This window comes from Paraglaciecola sp. MB-3u-78, assembly GCF_002835935.1.
Classification (GTDB): domain Bacteria; phylum Pseudomonadota; class Gammaproteobacteria; order Enterobacterales; family Alteromonadaceae; genus Paraglaciecola.
In genome coordinates this window covers 575631-590325 of the sequence record NZ_PJCF01000006.1, presented here as the reverse complement: position 1 = coordinate 590325, position 14695 = coordinate 575631, and the positions used below count along the sequence as shown (strand labels likewise).

Genomic DNA, 14695 nt, shown 5'->3' with positions numbered 1-14695 from the left:
TTACACATAGGCGCAACATGAGAACTAATATTGTAATTGATGATAAATTAATGGCGGACGCACTAAGTGCATCCGGACTACAAACTAAAAAAGAAGCTGTTGAAGAAGGCCTTAAAGCCTTAATAAGACTAAGGAAACAAGCTAGTATTCGTAGCCTCAGAGGAAAGCTTAATTGGGAAGGTGATCTTAACGATATGAGAGTCACTGAATGATATTGGTCGATACAAGCGTTTGGATTGATTACTTCAAAGGAGTAGAGACCCAAGAATCTAATTTACTAGATATCGCTTTAATTAATGATGAGGTTGCGATTGGTGATCTAATTTTGTTAGAAATACTTCAAGGGTTTCGATCTGACAAGGACTATGAAACGGCTAAAGCGCACCTTCTGGCATTGCATCAATTCAGCATGCTTTCGCCAGATATAGCATTAAAAGCTGCAGAAAATTATCGTATTTTAAGGAAAAAAGGGATAACGATAAGGAAAACCGCTGACGTGATAATTGCTACATTTTGTATAAGTAATCGCATTCCCTTGCTATTTGCTGACAGAGACTTCATTCCTTTTACAAAACATCTAAAACTTCAACCGGTATCAACTCAAACATAACGCCACAATAAAGCCGACTAAAACAGTTGGCTTTAATGTTGAGCGAAGCGGAACTTAGCCAACTGTTTTAGTTCCGTTTAAATTGCTTATTATGTATCAACTCCATCATGACGTGGTTGAATAGATGATAAAACCAACTGCACAGAAGTACATGCTAGTAGAAACAAACACAGGAAGAACCTGTGAAATTTGATGATAACCTTCAAGGTAACCCTTCGCTCCATACGAAATGGTCACACCTGCCTCCTCTAAAGCAATCAGATCTTTGATAAAACCATTGATCGCCAGAATATTGCTATTGTTGAAATTCAGAATCCACAAACTGAACAAGCTGTATAGCAATGTCAGAATGACATTTATGAAAATATGCAATTTACTCGAAGCGACATGGGCAACGCCTAAAAGTACAAACGTCGTACCTGTCCACCATTGAAGAACAACCCAATATCGATTATAGATTTCAGACAGTTGGTATACGATGTCCGCTTCACTCACAATTTAATTCCCTCTTACACAACGCCCGCAACACCGAACAATTTGGAGCGCAGCGGAAAATTGTTCCGCGTGCTTGCGCTTGTTATGCCTGGAGTATACACTTGTACAACAATTCGGTACAAGCCTTTATGGGTACTAAAATGCAAACTGTTAATATAAGTGATTTTAGAGCTAACTTATTGAAATATTTAGAAATTGCCGGATCTGGCGAGCAGATTACAGTCACTTCTAATGGTAAGCTTTTAGCGACAATAGCACCACCACTGAACCAAAAAGAACTTGCTAAGAAACAGTTAAACTCTCTTGCCTCGACTGCAAAAATACAGGACGTTATTAACCCCATTGATAGTAACTGGGATGCTTTATCATGATTTTGATGGATACATGCGTAATTGTTTGGGATGCACTAGAACCGGCACAACTTACTAGCAAAGCAGTAGACGCCATTGATAAAGCAGACAAGCACAATGCTTTGATTGTTTCCGATATTTCTATTTGGGAAATATCAATGCTAATCAAGAAGGGGCGGATTGAAGTGGCAACAACCGCTGCTAATTTTATCAATTTATTTCTTCAGTCTCGAAACATTACTGTTAAATCAATTTCCCCAGAGATTGCAGAGCTATCAGTCAATTTTGACAGCGAAATTAACAATGACCCCGCTGATCGAATCATTGCAGCAACATCTATTATCTATAACGCTCAATTGATAACCGCTGATAAAAACCTTCGAAATAGTGAGTTACTTGATACTGTGTGGTAGGCATAACGCCCAATTAACGGGCAAAAAATTGTTGGCTAAAATGTTGAGGAACGAAAACAGCCAACTGTTTTTTGACCCTGTTTAATTGCTTGTTATATTTTTAATTGCCCTGTAACCAACATATATACAACGAAAAATATTGAGGGAATCCAGATCATTAGCGCTAATCTTTGAAGAATAACACCTTTCGGCTTAAACCATTTTGATTGGTAAACATAAGGCGGCTGAATAGAGTCCATATAGCTAGGAAACTTATCCTTATATTCATCCTTTACGAATAATGGCATTAACATTGGTGCAAATACACCACAAAAACTTAAAAATAAAATTAGAATAATGCCAAACACCGTTTCAATTACATCCATACTTTCTCAAAAATATAATGCTTAACATATGGGGATTTTAGGAGCGCTTTTTCAGCGAGTAAAATTCCCACCATGATGTTTTTGTTATAATTCATTTTCTACTGTTTTATGCTTTCTTGACCAGTACCAACAGTAAAACCAACTTGCTGGGAAGAAGAGACAACTGAGTAAAAAAGTATAAAACCCCACTAGAGGAAGGTTATGGGTTTTGCCTTTTGCAAACTTTAAAGTCAAATACATAATAACGATAAAGTTGATGAAAATTACTTCTCCTGCGAAGGTCGCATTTATGTTCATATATATATCCATACTTCATAATTTAATTTGAATTATAACGCTTTGCCAAGGGGCAAATGCGAACGTTTTTGGGCGAAGCCCAGTGAGTATTTGTCCCTGCCGCGTTGTTTGCGGCGAACTTAGGCAACTTGTTAGGTAACTTAATCACTGAATATATTATTATCGCATTTTGGACAAACACTATTTGGGTTCACATTGTCTAACGAATCCAAGTCGATTTTAGTTGAACAACTCACACAAACTATATCTAAGCCTTTAGTTAGTTTCCGTAGTCCTTTAAACACTATAAATTGTGGGATAATCAAGCCTAATATAACCGTGATATATAACCAATTTACATATGATTCAGAAACGAGGTCGAATTTGATCAGTATTGTTGCAGTGATAATTACCAAAAATGAAATAGGAATAGCAACGGTAAACAATTTTTTACTTTTAACAGAGGCTACTCTATTGATTTCACTAATCTCAGTTTTACGCATAATTTAAATTAGTTACCTAACGCCACAATTTGGCGTGCGTTTTTTGCATCGCTAACATTGTTTTGTTACATGCCGACAGCGATTAATGGCTGAACATGGTGATCCGGCCGATTGGCCGATAAGTCGTGAATTGATTGCAGATTGAGCCAAAACTCTGGAGTAGTACTTAAAGCCTCAGAAAGTAGCCAAGCAGTTTCTGGAGTAACACCTCGTTTACCGCGGACTATTTCGTTAACCCGTTGAACGGGTACACCAACGTGAGTAGCAAGAGCTTTTTGAGTCAATTCAAGCGGCTCTAGAAATTCCTTGAGTAAGATAACACCTGGATGAGTGGCTGTTCTATTTGACGGGATCATAATTCACCTTTTCAATATTAGTGATAGTCCACAATTTGGACTTCATGTGCTGCATTGGAGTCCCAACGAAAAACAATTCGCCATTGTGAATTAATGCGAATGCTGTGAAACCCTTTAAAATTGCCCTTCAATGGCTCAAGTCTATTACCAGGAGGCGACCGGAGATCTTCTAAATTCTGAGCGGCATTGAGTACATCAAGCTTGTAAAGAGCTGTCTCAGGTAATTGACTTTGTAACTTCCGAACATGGCGACTCGATACACCATGAAATAGGTCAGAAGTAGCTTTGTCGCCGAAAGAGATAATCATAAGAATTATATTAACGGAATCACGGTACCCATGCAACGCCAATTAGAGCATGTAACGCTTTAAACAGCGGAAAGACCGAGCGCTTTGGCCGTTGTTTGGCCTGCGAGGGATTTTCCGTTGATTTAACTTGTTAGTGCCCACGATACACGCAAGCACTTGATTATTTTGAATAACTGACACGCTACACCATAACTTGCTGAAGTGGAATGCTGAATTTACCAACGGTGATTTGGGTAAAAGATTTGATGTGCATGTGATGACCAACTCCCTGGTTATGGTGTGACAAACTTACCGACTGTATGAAACTAAAAACTATCAGGTTTGAGCACCTACTTGCAAGTAACCATGATGAAAACTAATAGGGCTACTAACGCTTGTATATGGGGAATGCGCAGTTTGCATTTCCCAGTGAGTTTACGAACAACATAGTACTCTTGTTAACTGTTGCCGTTGGCTCATAGCTAGCTATTACTACCTTTTAGCTGGATTAATAATTCACCTAAATCTCTTTGGGTGCAACCGTCTTTCCAGTGTTTATCATCTGCTAAGTGAATTATAGAAAATACACTAGACCAAAAAACCTTATCGGTTGCCGTGGGCTCTTTTGGTGAGGCATCAGATAAACTCCAGGCATGAGACTTGATGGCCTCATGACCCATTTTTCCAGACAAATAGGACTCAAGCTGCTCAGCTAGCTCCATTTTATTTATTTGTGATACTTCCATACTCATAGACAGTTAACGCCCAGCTAAACGGTGGAGTAAATTTGGCGATTTTTTTGCGGCCTTTTGCAAGAAAGTTGACAGATTTACGGAATCCGATTTGAGCTGTTTGTTATACGATTTATTCATGAGTTAGCACCCAACAAAAACGACTTTATTTTTTGAAAGGTGATATCGTCAGTTTTAAAGTTAACCTCAAAACTATAGTTATTTTCCAATACGAGTTTCAGGTTGGTCTCGGTTAGCTCTATTTTTTTAATCAATTCTCCGCCATCGTCATTTTCGCCATCGCACCAGTCAACCGAAGTAGTAAAAGGAGGAAACTCATAACAGGCAGAAAACCCGATATATTTTATCGGTGGTGATAGCAAATTATTTTTCTTGTCGTAGTCAATTTCAGGATCAGGTTTTTCTTGAAATGAGACCTGAATAATATCACCACCGAGAGCTTCGGAATAACATACTTCTTCAGCATGAAACTTTAAGTGCATGGAACGCCTCCTTTCGTATAACGCCCCAAGCAGGGGATTTTATGAGCGTTTTTCAGCGAGTAAAATTCCCGCTGACTTGGTTTGTTATACAACGTTATTTCACTCACCAATAGGATGTTTGAAAGTAATTTTGATTGGGCGAAAAAAGGAATAAATCCAAAGCCCGAATACAGTAAATAGCCAAATGAAACAGGCCGACAAAAAGCCGAGTACCGGCCCGATTAATAAACTGTAGAGGAAACCTTCAATCCCCGTTTTGTACACCCCGTTCCATTCAACAGTTTCAGTGCCAAAAAATGCAGCTATACCACAAAGTATGGCGAATACACTGATACCAAATGTGAAACCTATGGTTAAAAGTTTAAAGAGTGATTTTTTTGATATTTTCTTAGCTACCACTTCCATTTTTTACTACTTCCTCAAGTTGTATAACGCTTTGCCAAGGGGCAAATGCGAACGTTGTTGGGCTTTGCCCAGTGAGCATTTGTCCCAGCCGCGCTTTTTGCGGCGAACTTAGGCAATTTGTTAGTTGCCGGTGCTGCATTTATGGGGAATAGGCTGCGTGTTAAACTCCAAATATGAAAGAGTTTGCTGAGAGAAATAGTCTTCCTTAGCAATATTGCCTTTTTCATATTCAAATGCCCTCCACAAACCAAAAAGCCCATGCAACCATACAACAGTTACAACACACAATACAAAATAGAAAAAAGCCTCTTGTCGTTTTTCAAATTTTCTTAATGCTAATGAAATAAATTTGGATGCACCAAAAATAAAAAACAGCGATACACAACCAAGAGTTAGAAAAAATGGTGACAACAGTTGATGAGGGCCACCCAACCAAAAAGTATGAAGACAGTATCCATCTCCTGTAACGACATTGAATACAATTAGGACTTTAAACAAGTAACCAAAAAGTAGACAGGCAAACCCAATTGAGTATTGCTGAATATTAATTCCAAAAATTTCAAGTTTAGTCATAGGCAACTAACGCTTAACATATGGGGATTTTAGGAGCGCTTTACCAGCGAGTAAAATTCCCACCATGATGTTTTTGTTATGTGCCTTACAAGCTAGTGTAACTATCATTAACTTCAACGTTGACATACCTCTGTTGATTATCCAATACAATTGAAATGGTAATAGCATGAAAGCTTGAGTCTTCATCTCGAATTATGCCCTGCAATCTATTGGTGTATTTGTCATAAGTGAAAGGGATATTTTGGGAGTTAAGATAATTCTCAATAGCTTTAGCATCATCTCCAACTTTCAAGGTTTGAACAATATTTGCCTCAATCTGCTCCGAAGTTGATTCAGCTTTTTGTTCACATCCAAATAAAGAAGCGATAAAGAATAAGACGATGTGATAATTACGCAAAACTTGAACCTCTCCTTGGCACATAACGCCCTAATAATGGGCAAAAAATTGTTGGCTAAAATGTTGAGGAACGAAAACAGCCAACTGTTTTTTGTCCTTATTAATTAGCTTGTTATATTTCACTTTACCGCAAACCATAAACCAATTACAGCTACGATTAGCGAGATTACTGCGATACGATTTGGGAAAGAATGAAACCATTTAACTTTGGTTGAATTAGCCTCTAGATACTCGACACCAGCAAGGGTGATTTTAGGTTCCATGAAACCTACACCTGATTTAGAAGAAATATCGATAGCTTGAATATAACCACTTTCAACTAAACCTTTTACACAATCTAGGTTTAATCCTGAATCCGAATTTATATTGTCAGGAAGTTTTTGATCCTGAGCTAATTTTAAAATTGATATGACATCCTCTTTGTTCAACTCGAATCCTCCGTGAAATATAACGCCCCAAGCAGGGGATTTTATGAGTGTTTTTCAGCGAGTAAAATTCCCGCTGACTTGGCTTGTTAGGCTTTGTAAACATTATGCTTTGAACAATATATCCAACTTATTGTAAAAATGGGGCCAAGTAAAACTAAGACCCATAAAGCAGTGCTGCTATTGCCATCGTATATTTCAATACCACCATATACAAACAAACCGACTCCTAGTATTGCCAATGTTTGATGTGGTAACTGTAACCATGCGGTTTTTGAAGCACCAACCATAGCAAACCCCACTATCGCAGTGATAACTCCACATAACATTAGCAGGCCCACTTTTACCATGTTTTCATCGGCTCCCTGGACAAACTGAAATATTGAAATCAAGCTCCATAGAAAACATATTTTTGAGCTAAATATTATTAGCGCAGCCCAAGTAGTATTTTTCTTCTTAGTTTTTGACATCTCAGAATCTCTAAAGAAGCCTAACGCCTACAATAACGTGAAAAAAAGAGCGAGAGCGAGTTTTTTTCACAGTGAGCAAAGCGAACGATGTTGATTGTTTTGTTAGCAGCCGAGATACACGGTGCTGCTTGATTTGATTGACGAACTAACAAACTGTGACGTCCCATTGTGAAACTAAATGCTGCATTATCCGTTGCCTTTTGTTGTCAGTGATTGATGATTGATATTGCCAGAACTTACTAGTTACGTGAACCTTTTTTACCGTTTGTGATGGACTAAAAAGCTAACCGCTTTGCACACCACTTTTAGGTAGCCAATTGAAAATCCGCTTTGGCATGCTAACGCTTAACATATGGGGATTTTAGGAGCGCTTTTTCAGCGAGTAAAATTCCCACCATGATGTTTTTGTTAACTGCCATTGCTAATAACTACCGCTGGCTTTTGACTATGAACATATTGATAACCAAAAGCGCTGATAATGACAATGACACCAAAGATATTAAGATACCGAGAAAACATTTTATATTGTGTTTCATTGTTACGCTTATCGTAGTGGTCTACAACTACCAAAAGCGCATTTATTGCTGCGGTGATCAAAGCGCAAATGAATAAAATCAAACCTAAACTGGTGAACGTAACACCATTGCTACCAGCCCGACCAGGAAAATAAAAGCTGCCAGATAACCAACCATATATAGCCAGAAATATAAGGACGAACGCCCATATTACGTTAAAAATGCGCGTCTTCTTCGGAATGTGATTAGGCTTAAATTCTTCCATGACTCTCGTTGGCAGTTAACGCTTAACATATGGGGATTTTAGGAGCGCTTTACCAGCGAGTAAAATTCCCACCATGATGTTTTTGTTATAGCTCGATAAACACTTCATCATCGATTTTACCTTCAGGACGGTATATAGCAAAACTACCTGCTAAATTAACAATTAACCAACCACCTTCCCATGGAGCCTTACCATAAAGGTCAGTGATACTAGTGCCTATCTCGCTTGAAACACCGTTTGAGCAATATAGGAAACCAAGCTCATTTAAGGAATTTACATCAATTGGTTCTCTGAAGTTTGAATTGTCCAAAATACCCAAAAGTTCATGATCTAGAATACGAAAAAACTTTTTATGATTCTTTGAGTTAGCGATAAAACCAGCCACGCGTTCACGCTTAGATTTTACAATAGCCCTATTAATAAATTTGCGTAATCCATCACTGATTATCACGGTTGTTCCTTAAGAGCTATAACGCTTTAAACAGCGGAAAGACCGAGCGCTTTGGCCGTTGTTTGGCCTGCGAGGGATTTTCCGTTGATTTAACTTGTTAGTGCCCACGATACACGCAAGCACTTGATTATTTTGAATAACTGACACGCTACACCATAACTTGCTGAAGTGGAATGCTGAATTTACCAACGGTGATTTGGGTAAAAGATTTGATGTGCATGTGATGACCAACTCCCTGGTTATGGTGTGACAAACTTACCGACTGTATGAAACTAAAAACTATCAGGTTTGAGCACCTACTTGCAAGTAACCATGATGAAAACTAATAGGGCTACTAACGCCCTAATAATGGGCAAAAAATTGTTGGCTAAAATGTTGAGGAACGAAAACAGCCAACTGTTTTTTGTCCTTATTAATTAGCTTGTTATATTTCACTTTACCGCAAACCATAAACCAATTACAGCTACGATTAGCGAGATTACTGCGATACGATTTGGGAAAGAATGAAACCATTTAACTTTGGTTGAATTAGCCTCTAGATACTCGACACCAGCAAGGGTGATTTTAGGTTCCATGAAACCTACACCTGATTTAGAAGAAATATCGATAGCTTGAATATAACCACTTTCAACTAAACCTTTTACACAATCTAGGTTTAATCCTGAATCCGAATTTATATTGTCAGGAAGTTTTTGATCCTGAGCTAATTTTAAAATTGATATGACATCCTCTTTGTTCAACTCGAATCCTCCGTGAAATAGTCATGGTAGGAACACCGGTTTCCCAGTGCCCCCCATACAGATCCGGACGTGCGGTTTTCCCGCATCCGGCTCCTCGGTCATACTCGCTCTCGCAGTGTAAACCTCCCTGATACAAAACACCTCCAGGATTGCATTTACAAGTGGCTGTTCCCCGCAGTGAGTTTTGCTCATGTATATCCGATCTTCAATGTCGGCATGAAATAACTTTGCAGGCTACGTACTTCCGTCAAGACCTTCCCCGTGTAGTTGGCTCTCCCAACCTCAGAGTACTATGGTTGATCCGACTTCCATTTAACCATCGGTTGCTATCCCAGTTACGGGTCTCACAACTTTCCTCACGCGAATTAATTATTCTCAGACACCAGCGCAGAACCGTCTCCACATCGCTTCGTGTCTCTAGCATTTCAGTTTCTGAGAATAATGTCATAAGGGGAATAAATGGATCTCTCAAGTTCTCAAATACATCTCTATGTACATGCCACAACCTTTTGACTCCGGAGGCCCTCCACATTCTCACTAATACGAATGCTTCTGTGTTGGTTTCGGTGGGCGTTAAACCCCTCACCGACCTCAATTTTTATTTCGAAGCTGTCTGCTATGCCAGTTCTCAGGGTCTGCGAAACCCCTACGGCCTATACATTTCTCTGTGTACGCTTCACCTGTTTTGTTCGGGCTTTAGAGGAAAATAATATTTCTTTTCCTCGCCTTCCGCCACAGGCGCAACACTCGATACGGGTGACTAGTTAAGCCTTACCCGACAGGGACTTGCACCCTGCAAGACGCATCAAGATTAAACTTGACGCTCTAACGCCCGGCTAACCGCGCAAATGTTTGATGGCGGCTTTTATGCGTTTCTTTGCATAAAAGGTGACAGCGAATATTTGTCCGTTTGAGCCGCTTGTTGAACGAAGCCGCTATGCGGCAGAAAAAGCAATGATCGTCTGTACTACTTATACCCTTCAATATTGGAGGTGTCTTAAGGAGTATTGTAATGAACATCAACGACCAAACCCGTTTTAATCAAGTTTACCAAGCATATCTAAATGAACTGACCTTGCAAGGTAAAAGTCCTAAAACCGTTGACATGTATAGCCGCTGCCTGCGTCAAGTCTCGGTGTTTTTTGATACCTGCCCCGATACATTAACCGCAGCCCAACTTAAAACCTACTTTTTGTCCTTGGTGCAGGCTAAATCATGGAGTGCGGTGAAGATTGCCCGTAACGCCATCCAGTTCTTTTACCGACATGTGCTGAATAAACCCTGGGATTGGATACCCATTGTTAAGCCGCCTGTGGTGCAGCCATTGCAAGATGTGTTATCGCTGTCTGAGGTGGCGGCCATTATCAGTTGCACTCGAAAGTTGCGTTATCAAACCTATTATTGGGTGACGTACAGTTTGGGTTTGCGGCTCAGCGAGTCACTGAATTTGACCGTGGCGGATATCGACAGGCATTTGATGCGGGTGCATTTACGTTTCACTAAAAGTAAAAAAGACCGGTTTGTGCCGTTGCCACAAGTGACCTTGTTGGCGCTTAGACGCTATTGGCTGACTCATCGTCATCCCAGTTTAATATTCCCCGGGGGGAAAGCGCCTTATCTACGTGAGGGAAAAACGATGGTAATGGACAAAGGCGGGGTGCAAAAAACCATTAAGTTGGTCGCCCGAGAATGCGGTATCAGTAAAAACGTACACATTCATACCCTGCGACATTCCTTTGCCACTCACCTGTTGGAGCGGGGTGTGAGTTTACGCGCTATTCAAACTCATCTAGGCCATGCCAGTCCAGTCACCACTGCCAGATACACCAAAATGACTGAGGAAGTCATACAAAACAGTGCATTGATGATCAATGACATGCTCAGCGATGTTGAGATTGATTGGGTCGACGATAACGAGGAGAGCAGTGATGATTAAGCTGGCAGATATCCTACGTGAGCATCATGGTGAATTTATCAGCGCCTATGCTCATCTCATACACACGGTGCATCACCGCGCCATTGACAAGATATTGGCCTGTCACACGCCCAGTTCTGGTGAAATACACAGCCAGTGCCCAGACTGTCAGCATGATAATGTGCATTACCCTTCTTGCGGGCACCGCTTTTGTCCGTCTTGCCAACACCTCGCTAACAGTGACTGGCTAGACAGGCAACAGCAAAAGTTATTACCCGTTGAGTATTATCTCATCACCTTCACTGTACCTCGCCAGTTAAGACCCTTCATATGGCATCATCAAAAATGGGCTTACAAGGCGTTATTGGATTGTGCTGTAGCGACCTTGCAATCATTCTTTGGGCGCGACAAACGTCTTAATGGCAAAGCCGGAATGACAGCGGTGTTACACACCCATGCCCGCAACTTGGACTTCCATCCCCATATCCACCTCATTGTTCCAGCAGGCAGCCTAAACAAACGCAGTGGATTATGGCGACAAAAAACTGGCCATTACCTATTTAATGCTGACAATCTGGCTAAGGTATTTAGGGGCAAGTTCATTCAAGCTATGTATCAAGCGGCATATCGCTTACCTCCTCATACACCCAAAGAATGGAACGCTGACTGTGAGCATGTCGGTAAAGGAAATGGCGCATTGACCTACCTCGCTCGGTATCTGTATCGCGGTGTTATCAATGAGAAGAACATACTGCGCTGCCAGAATGGCCAGGTCACATTTCGTTATAAAGACAGCACCACAGGGCAATATAAAAACATCACCGAGACTGCCACTCAATTCTTATGGCGCGTGATACAACATGTGTTGCCAAAAGGCTTTCGCCGAGCCAGAGATTATGGCTTCTTACATGGCAACGCCAAGCGCACATTGCAGCGTATTCAACTGATGTTGAAAGTCATACTCACACCACCAACGCCTCGGCATAAAGCAGCAATGTGCTGCCCTGACTGTGGCACAAAACTGAACCTGATATGGCTAAAACGAAATAAACCCATACTACTGATACCACGAACTCAAGCAGCAATGGATTGCGCCTAGGCACAGGATGCGCCCACGCCCAAACAACTAAAAACAACCTAGGAGGTGACAAGAAAAAAAGAACTAAAAAGGTAAGTAAAACAGACAGCTAAAGTAGTAATAATGGCGGTCTTAGCCAAACTCGTCTATAAAAAAGAGATGTTACAACAACAAATCGTTACTCCTCAGCCGTCCTTCGATATATCTACTATATAAGCAGACACCTTCAACACCGGGCTTGTCCAACAACAGGATTAAGTCGCGGAAAAAGCTCGCGACCTATCCTTGTTTATTATGTGAGTCATTATTTCTCTGACCTATATTTCAATTCTGCACGCGTGAAATCACCCACCCAGCAATTATGCTCTTGATCAAATCGGATTTGTGCCTCCACTTCAAGACGATCAGGTTTACCATTCTCATCGACGTCATCTGGATCTATGAGCGTTACGATCTGTCCTTCAGACAAGACAATATTCTCTTTCTCCATTTGTTGAACTGTACCGTAACAAACCAGTGGAGCAGATACTTGCCCTTCCTCTTTTCCGTCGAGGAGCTTATTAAAATCATGAAATAATTCGATTCTACTTTTCACTTCGAATCTCCGCTGAATTCACATAACAGTTTATTAGTCGGAACTCGTGTTAAGTCCGGATTCAATTTGACTTAATACTTCCGACAAGGTAAAAATATATCACATCCTTTCATAGTCTTAGCGCATATGTAAGTCATTTCCTGGATGTTTCTGACAAGTGGAAACCGCTATTCCGGTTAAATACGAAATTTCATAAAAATATGATTTCACATTAAATTCATATTTAACAATAACCTACAAGAGAAATATGACATTAAGCGCTACACATTTTGCGTGAGTTCTCCATAAAACATTGGCAATATTTCAAATATTTATTATAACTGTACATACATAAGGGGTATCCACTTAGCTCCACCTATGTCAATATGTAGTGGTGGCTATTTCATCAAATTCACTAAAATCAGGTAGAGATTATCCCGGAAATTGGACTCAGTTTTTACAATGGTTTCCGGATGATAATGCATGCCTTCAGTTTCTGGAGCACTTACGTTGGCCCTCTGGTTTTGTATGCCCACGTTGTCTCAAATTATCCAAACCTTATCACTTAACTCGCGGTCGAATGATGTGTTCTATATGTCGATATCAAGGCACGGTGACAGCAGGAACACTATTTGAAAAAAGCCGAACTCCCTTAACTAATTGGTTTGCCGCAGCTTGGTATATCACTAATGAAAAGCACGGAGTGAGTGCGTTAGGTCTGCAAAGGTTACTTGGGTTAGGTAGTTATCAAACTGCATGGACAATGTTACATCGTTACCGGCGGGCGATGGTCAACCCCAGTCGCGGAAAATTATCAGGTATTGTCGAAGTAGATGAAACCTACGTGGGTGGCGCTGATAAAGCCAAAACCCGTGCTCCTTGTGCCCAAAGTAAGAAATCAATTGTGGCGATAGCGGTTGAAATTAAAAAGCCCAAGGGATTTGGCAGAATAAGGTTAAAACGTATTGAAGCGGCAACGCAAGTTCAATTGCATTCGTTTATACAAGAAACGATAGAGCCCGGTTCAGTCGTCCAAACAGATGGTTCAAGTGCCTATCATAGAATTTATGAGCTTGGTTATGAGCGTAATAAGTTGGTTCAACTTGGGTCTAAAGAGCCTGCTCATGAGACGCTAGTCGGTGTGCATAGAGTCGCTTCACTATTGAAAAGATGGATATTAGGAACTCATCAAGGCTCAGTAGGGCATGAACATTTAGATAGTTATCTCGACGAATATGCCTTTCGTTTTAATCGTCGAGCATCTAATTCACGTGGTTTACTATTTTATAGATTGCTTGAACAAGCGGTGGTTACACCGCCCGTTAGTTATGAAAATATCAAAAAGCGCTAAACACAACATGTAGTGGGTAGTGGAGCTAACAGGATACCCCTTACATACATACAGTTAATTGAGATGTTTTAATGTCAGCTTTTATTGAGTCGATCCGCTTAGAAATCCGCACTCTTCAGTACAGTCTTAAAACAGAAAAAACATACCTGTATTGGTGTCGGTATTTTATTCGTTTTAATAGCCTGAAACATCCAAATGTGATGGGTAATGCTGAAATAGAGCGTTTTCTAAATCACCTTGCTGTGAATCGTGGTGTTAGTGCGGCAACACAAAATCTTGCCTTATGCGCCATTGTTTTTATGTATAAGCGTGTACTGAATCAAGAACTAGTAGATTTAAAATATCGCTATGCTAAAGCCCCTAAAAATTTGCCTACTGTTTTAAACGCTGATGAGGTCAAGGCGGTGCTTAGTTGCCTAAAAGGTAAGTATTGGTTGGTAACCGCTATATTATATGGCTGTGGCTTGCGGATTAATGAAGCATTGAGGATCCGCATAAAAGATATTGATTTTAGCAACCATTAGTCCCATTGATTTACCCGAACAAAACTTAATTAAAGAGCCCAAAGCTGATTATCTGGCTGTGGCCTAAGTAAAATGTCGTATTAATGGTTGTTATCGATAGATTACTTAACCTGAGCTCGGGTT

The 14695-nt window shown here is 40.3% G+C and carries 23 protein-coding genes; 8 read left to right on the top strand and 15 right to left on the bottom strand.

Annotation, left to right across the window (positions count from 1 at the left end; genetic code table 11):
• Nucleotides 1-17 precede the first annotated feature (17 nt).
• Together CXF95_RS17085 and CXF95_RS17080 are read left to right on the top strand one after the other, a co-directional pair.
• On the top strand, nt 18-212 hold the full coding sequence (locus CXF95_RS17085) for a type II toxin-antitoxin system VapB family antitoxin (protein WP_007618174.1): 195 nt from the start codon (nt 18-20) through the stop codon (nt 210-212).
• Entirely contained in the window at nt 209-610 is a 402-nt protein-coding gene (locus CXF95_RS17080; RefSeq protein WP_101199794.1) for a PIN domain nuclease, read from the top strand. Before CXF95_RS17085 ends, CXF95_RS17080 begins: the two co-directional genes overlap by 4 nt.
• 105 nt (nt 611-715) lie before the next feature.
• On the opposite strand, the gene CXF95_RS17075 is transcribed toward CXF95_RS17080, so the two are convergent.
• Nucleotides 716-1105 (bottom strand): hypothetical protein, encoded by a 390-nt coding sequence (locus CXF95_RS17075; protein ID WP_101199793.1) that lies wholly within the window; start codon nt 1103-1105, stop codon nt 716-718.
• Nucleotides 1106-1245: 140 nt separating this feature from the next.
• On the opposite strand from CXF95_RS17075, the gene CXF95_RS17070 reads away from it, so the two are divergent.
• Nucleotides 1246-1476, top strand: a complete 231-nt coding sequence (locus CXF95_RS17070; protein WP_101200104.1) for a type II toxin-antitoxin system Phd/YefM family antitoxin — start codon at nt 1246-1248, stop codon at nt 1474-1476.
• Nucleotides 1473-1868, top strand: a complete 396-nt coding sequence (locus CXF95_RS17065) for a type II toxin-antitoxin system VapC family toxin (RefSeq protein ID WP_101199792.1) — start codon at nt 1473-1475, stop codon at nt 1866-1868. The genes CXF95_RS17070 and CXF95_RS17065 overlap by 4 nt, the downstream gene beginning before the upstream one ends.
• Nucleotides 1869-1960: 92 nt before the next feature.
• On the opposite strand, the gene CXF95_RS17060 is transcribed toward CXF95_RS17065, so the two are convergent.
• The 13 genes from CXF95_RS17060 to CXF95_RS16990 form a co-directional block, all read right to left on the bottom strand.
• Nucleotides 1961-2233 (bottom strand): hypothetical protein, encoded by a 273-nt coding sequence (locus tag CXF95_RS17060; RefSeq protein WP_101199791.1) that lies wholly within the window; start codon nt 2231-2233, stop codon nt 1961-1963.
• A gap of 844 nt (nt 2234-3077) precedes the next feature.
• Complete coding sequence (locus CXF95_RS17045) at nt 3078-3368, bottom strand: HigA family addiction module antitoxin (RefSeq protein ID WP_101199788.1); 291 nt, start codon at nt 3366-3368, stop codon at nt 3078-3080.
• A 17-nt stretch (nt 3369-3385) separates the two neighbouring features.
• On the bottom strand, nt 3386-3676 hold the full coding sequence (locus tag CXF95_RS17040; protein WP_101200103.1) for a type II toxin-antitoxin system RelE/ParE family toxin: 291 nt from the start codon (nt 3674-3676) through the stop codon (nt 3386-3388).
• A 461-nt stretch (nt 3677-4137) separates the two neighbouring features.
• A complete protein-coding gene (locus CXF95_RS17035) occupies nt 4138-4407 on the bottom strand; it encodes a hypothetical protein (RefSeq protein ID WP_101199787.1) in 270 nt (89 codons plus the stop codon).
• Nucleotides 4408-4523: 116 nt separating this feature from the next.
• Complete coding sequence (locus tag CXF95_RS17030; RefSeq protein WP_101199786.1) at nt 4524-4889, bottom strand: hypothetical protein; 366 nt, start codon at nt 4887-4889, stop codon at nt 4524-4526.
• Nucleotides 4890-4988: 99 nt separating this feature from the next.
• Nucleotides 4989-5294, bottom strand: coding sequence for a hypothetical protein (locus CXF95_RS17025; protein ID WP_101199785.1), 306 nt, complete (start codon nt 5292-5294; stop codon nt 4989-4991).
• Between the two features lie 120 nt (nt 5295-5414).
• A complete protein-coding gene (locus CXF95_RS17020; protein WP_101199784.1) occupies nt 5415-5867 on the bottom strand; it encodes a hypothetical protein in 453 nt (150 codons plus the stop codon).
• A gap of 85 nt (nt 5868-5952) precedes the next feature.
• Nucleotides 5953-6264: a hypothetical protein gene (locus CXF95_RS17015; RefSeq protein WP_101199783.1), complete on the bottom strand. Its 312-nt coding sequence runs from the start codon at nt 6262-6264 to the stop codon at nt 5953-5955.
• A 119-nt stretch (nt 6265-6383) separates the two neighbouring features.
• Nucleotides 6384-6692 carry a hypothetical protein gene (locus CXF95_RS17010; protein ID WP_101199779.1) on the bottom strand — a complete coding sequence of 103 codons (309 nt, stop codon included), beginning with the start codon at nt 6690-6692 and terminating at the stop codon, nt 6384-6386.
• An 86-nt stretch (nt 6693-6778) separates the two neighbouring features.
• Nucleotides 6779-7159: a hypothetical protein gene (locus tag CXF95_RS17005; RefSeq protein ID WP_101199782.1), complete on the bottom strand. Its 381-nt coding sequence runs from the start codon at nt 7157-7159 to the stop codon at nt 6779-6781.
• Between the two features lie 408 nt (nt 7160-7567).
• On the bottom strand, nt 7568-7939 hold the full coding sequence (locus CXF95_RS17000; RefSeq protein ID WP_101199781.1) for a hypothetical protein: 372 nt from the start codon (nt 7937-7939) through the stop codon (nt 7568-7570).
• Between the two features lie 85 nt (nt 7940-8024).
• On the bottom strand, nt 8025-8390 hold the full coding sequence (locus CXF95_RS16995; protein ID WP_101199780.1) for a hypothetical protein: 366 nt from the start codon (nt 8388-8390) through the stop codon (nt 8025-8027).
• 431 nt (nt 8391-8821) lie between these two features.
• Nucleotides 8822-9130, bottom strand: coding sequence for a hypothetical protein (locus CXF95_RS16990; RefSeq protein WP_101199779.1), 309 nt, complete (start codon nt 9128-9130; stop codon nt 8822-8824).
• Nucleotides 9131-10142: 1012 nt separating this feature from the next.
• Here CXF95_RS16990 and CXF95_RS16985 point away from each other — a divergent pair.
• Nucleotides 10143-11066, top strand: a complete 924-nt coding sequence (locus tag CXF95_RS16985; protein WP_101199778.1) for a site-specific integrase — start codon at nt 10143-10145, stop codon at nt 11064-11066.
• Nucleotides 11059-12144, top strand: coding sequence for an IS91 family transposase (locus CXF95_RS16980; protein ID WP_232787929.1), 1086 nt, complete (start codon nt 11059-11061; stop codon nt 12142-12144). The genes CXF95_RS16985 and CXF95_RS16980 overlap by 8 nt, the downstream gene beginning before the upstream one ends.
• 283 nt (nt 12145-12427) lie before the next feature.
• On the opposite strand, the gene CXF95_RS16975 is transcribed toward CXF95_RS16980, so the two are convergent.
• A complete protein-coding gene (locus CXF95_RS16975; RefSeq protein ID WP_101199776.1) occupies nt 12428-12718 on the bottom strand; it encodes a hypothetical protein in 291 nt (96 codons plus the stop codon).
• A 373-nt stretch (nt 12719-13091) separates the two neighbouring features.
• Here CXF95_RS16975 and CXF95_RS16970 point away from each other — a divergent pair, with 373 nt between their 5' ends.
• Both CXF95_RS16970 and CXF95_RS16965 read left to right on the top strand, forming a co-directional pair.
• Entirely contained in the window at nt 13092-14048 is a 957-nt protein-coding gene (locus CXF95_RS16970; protein ID WP_198556578.1) for an IS1595 family transposase, read from the top strand.
• Between the two features lie 71 nt (nt 14049-14119).
• Nucleotides 14120-14572 (top strand): phage integrase N-terminal SAM-like domain-containing protein, encoded by a 453-nt coding sequence (locus CXF95_RS16965; protein ID WP_101199775.1) that lies wholly within the window; start codon nt 14120-14122, stop codon nt 14570-14572.
• Nucleotides 14573-14695 lie beyond the last annotated feature (123 nt).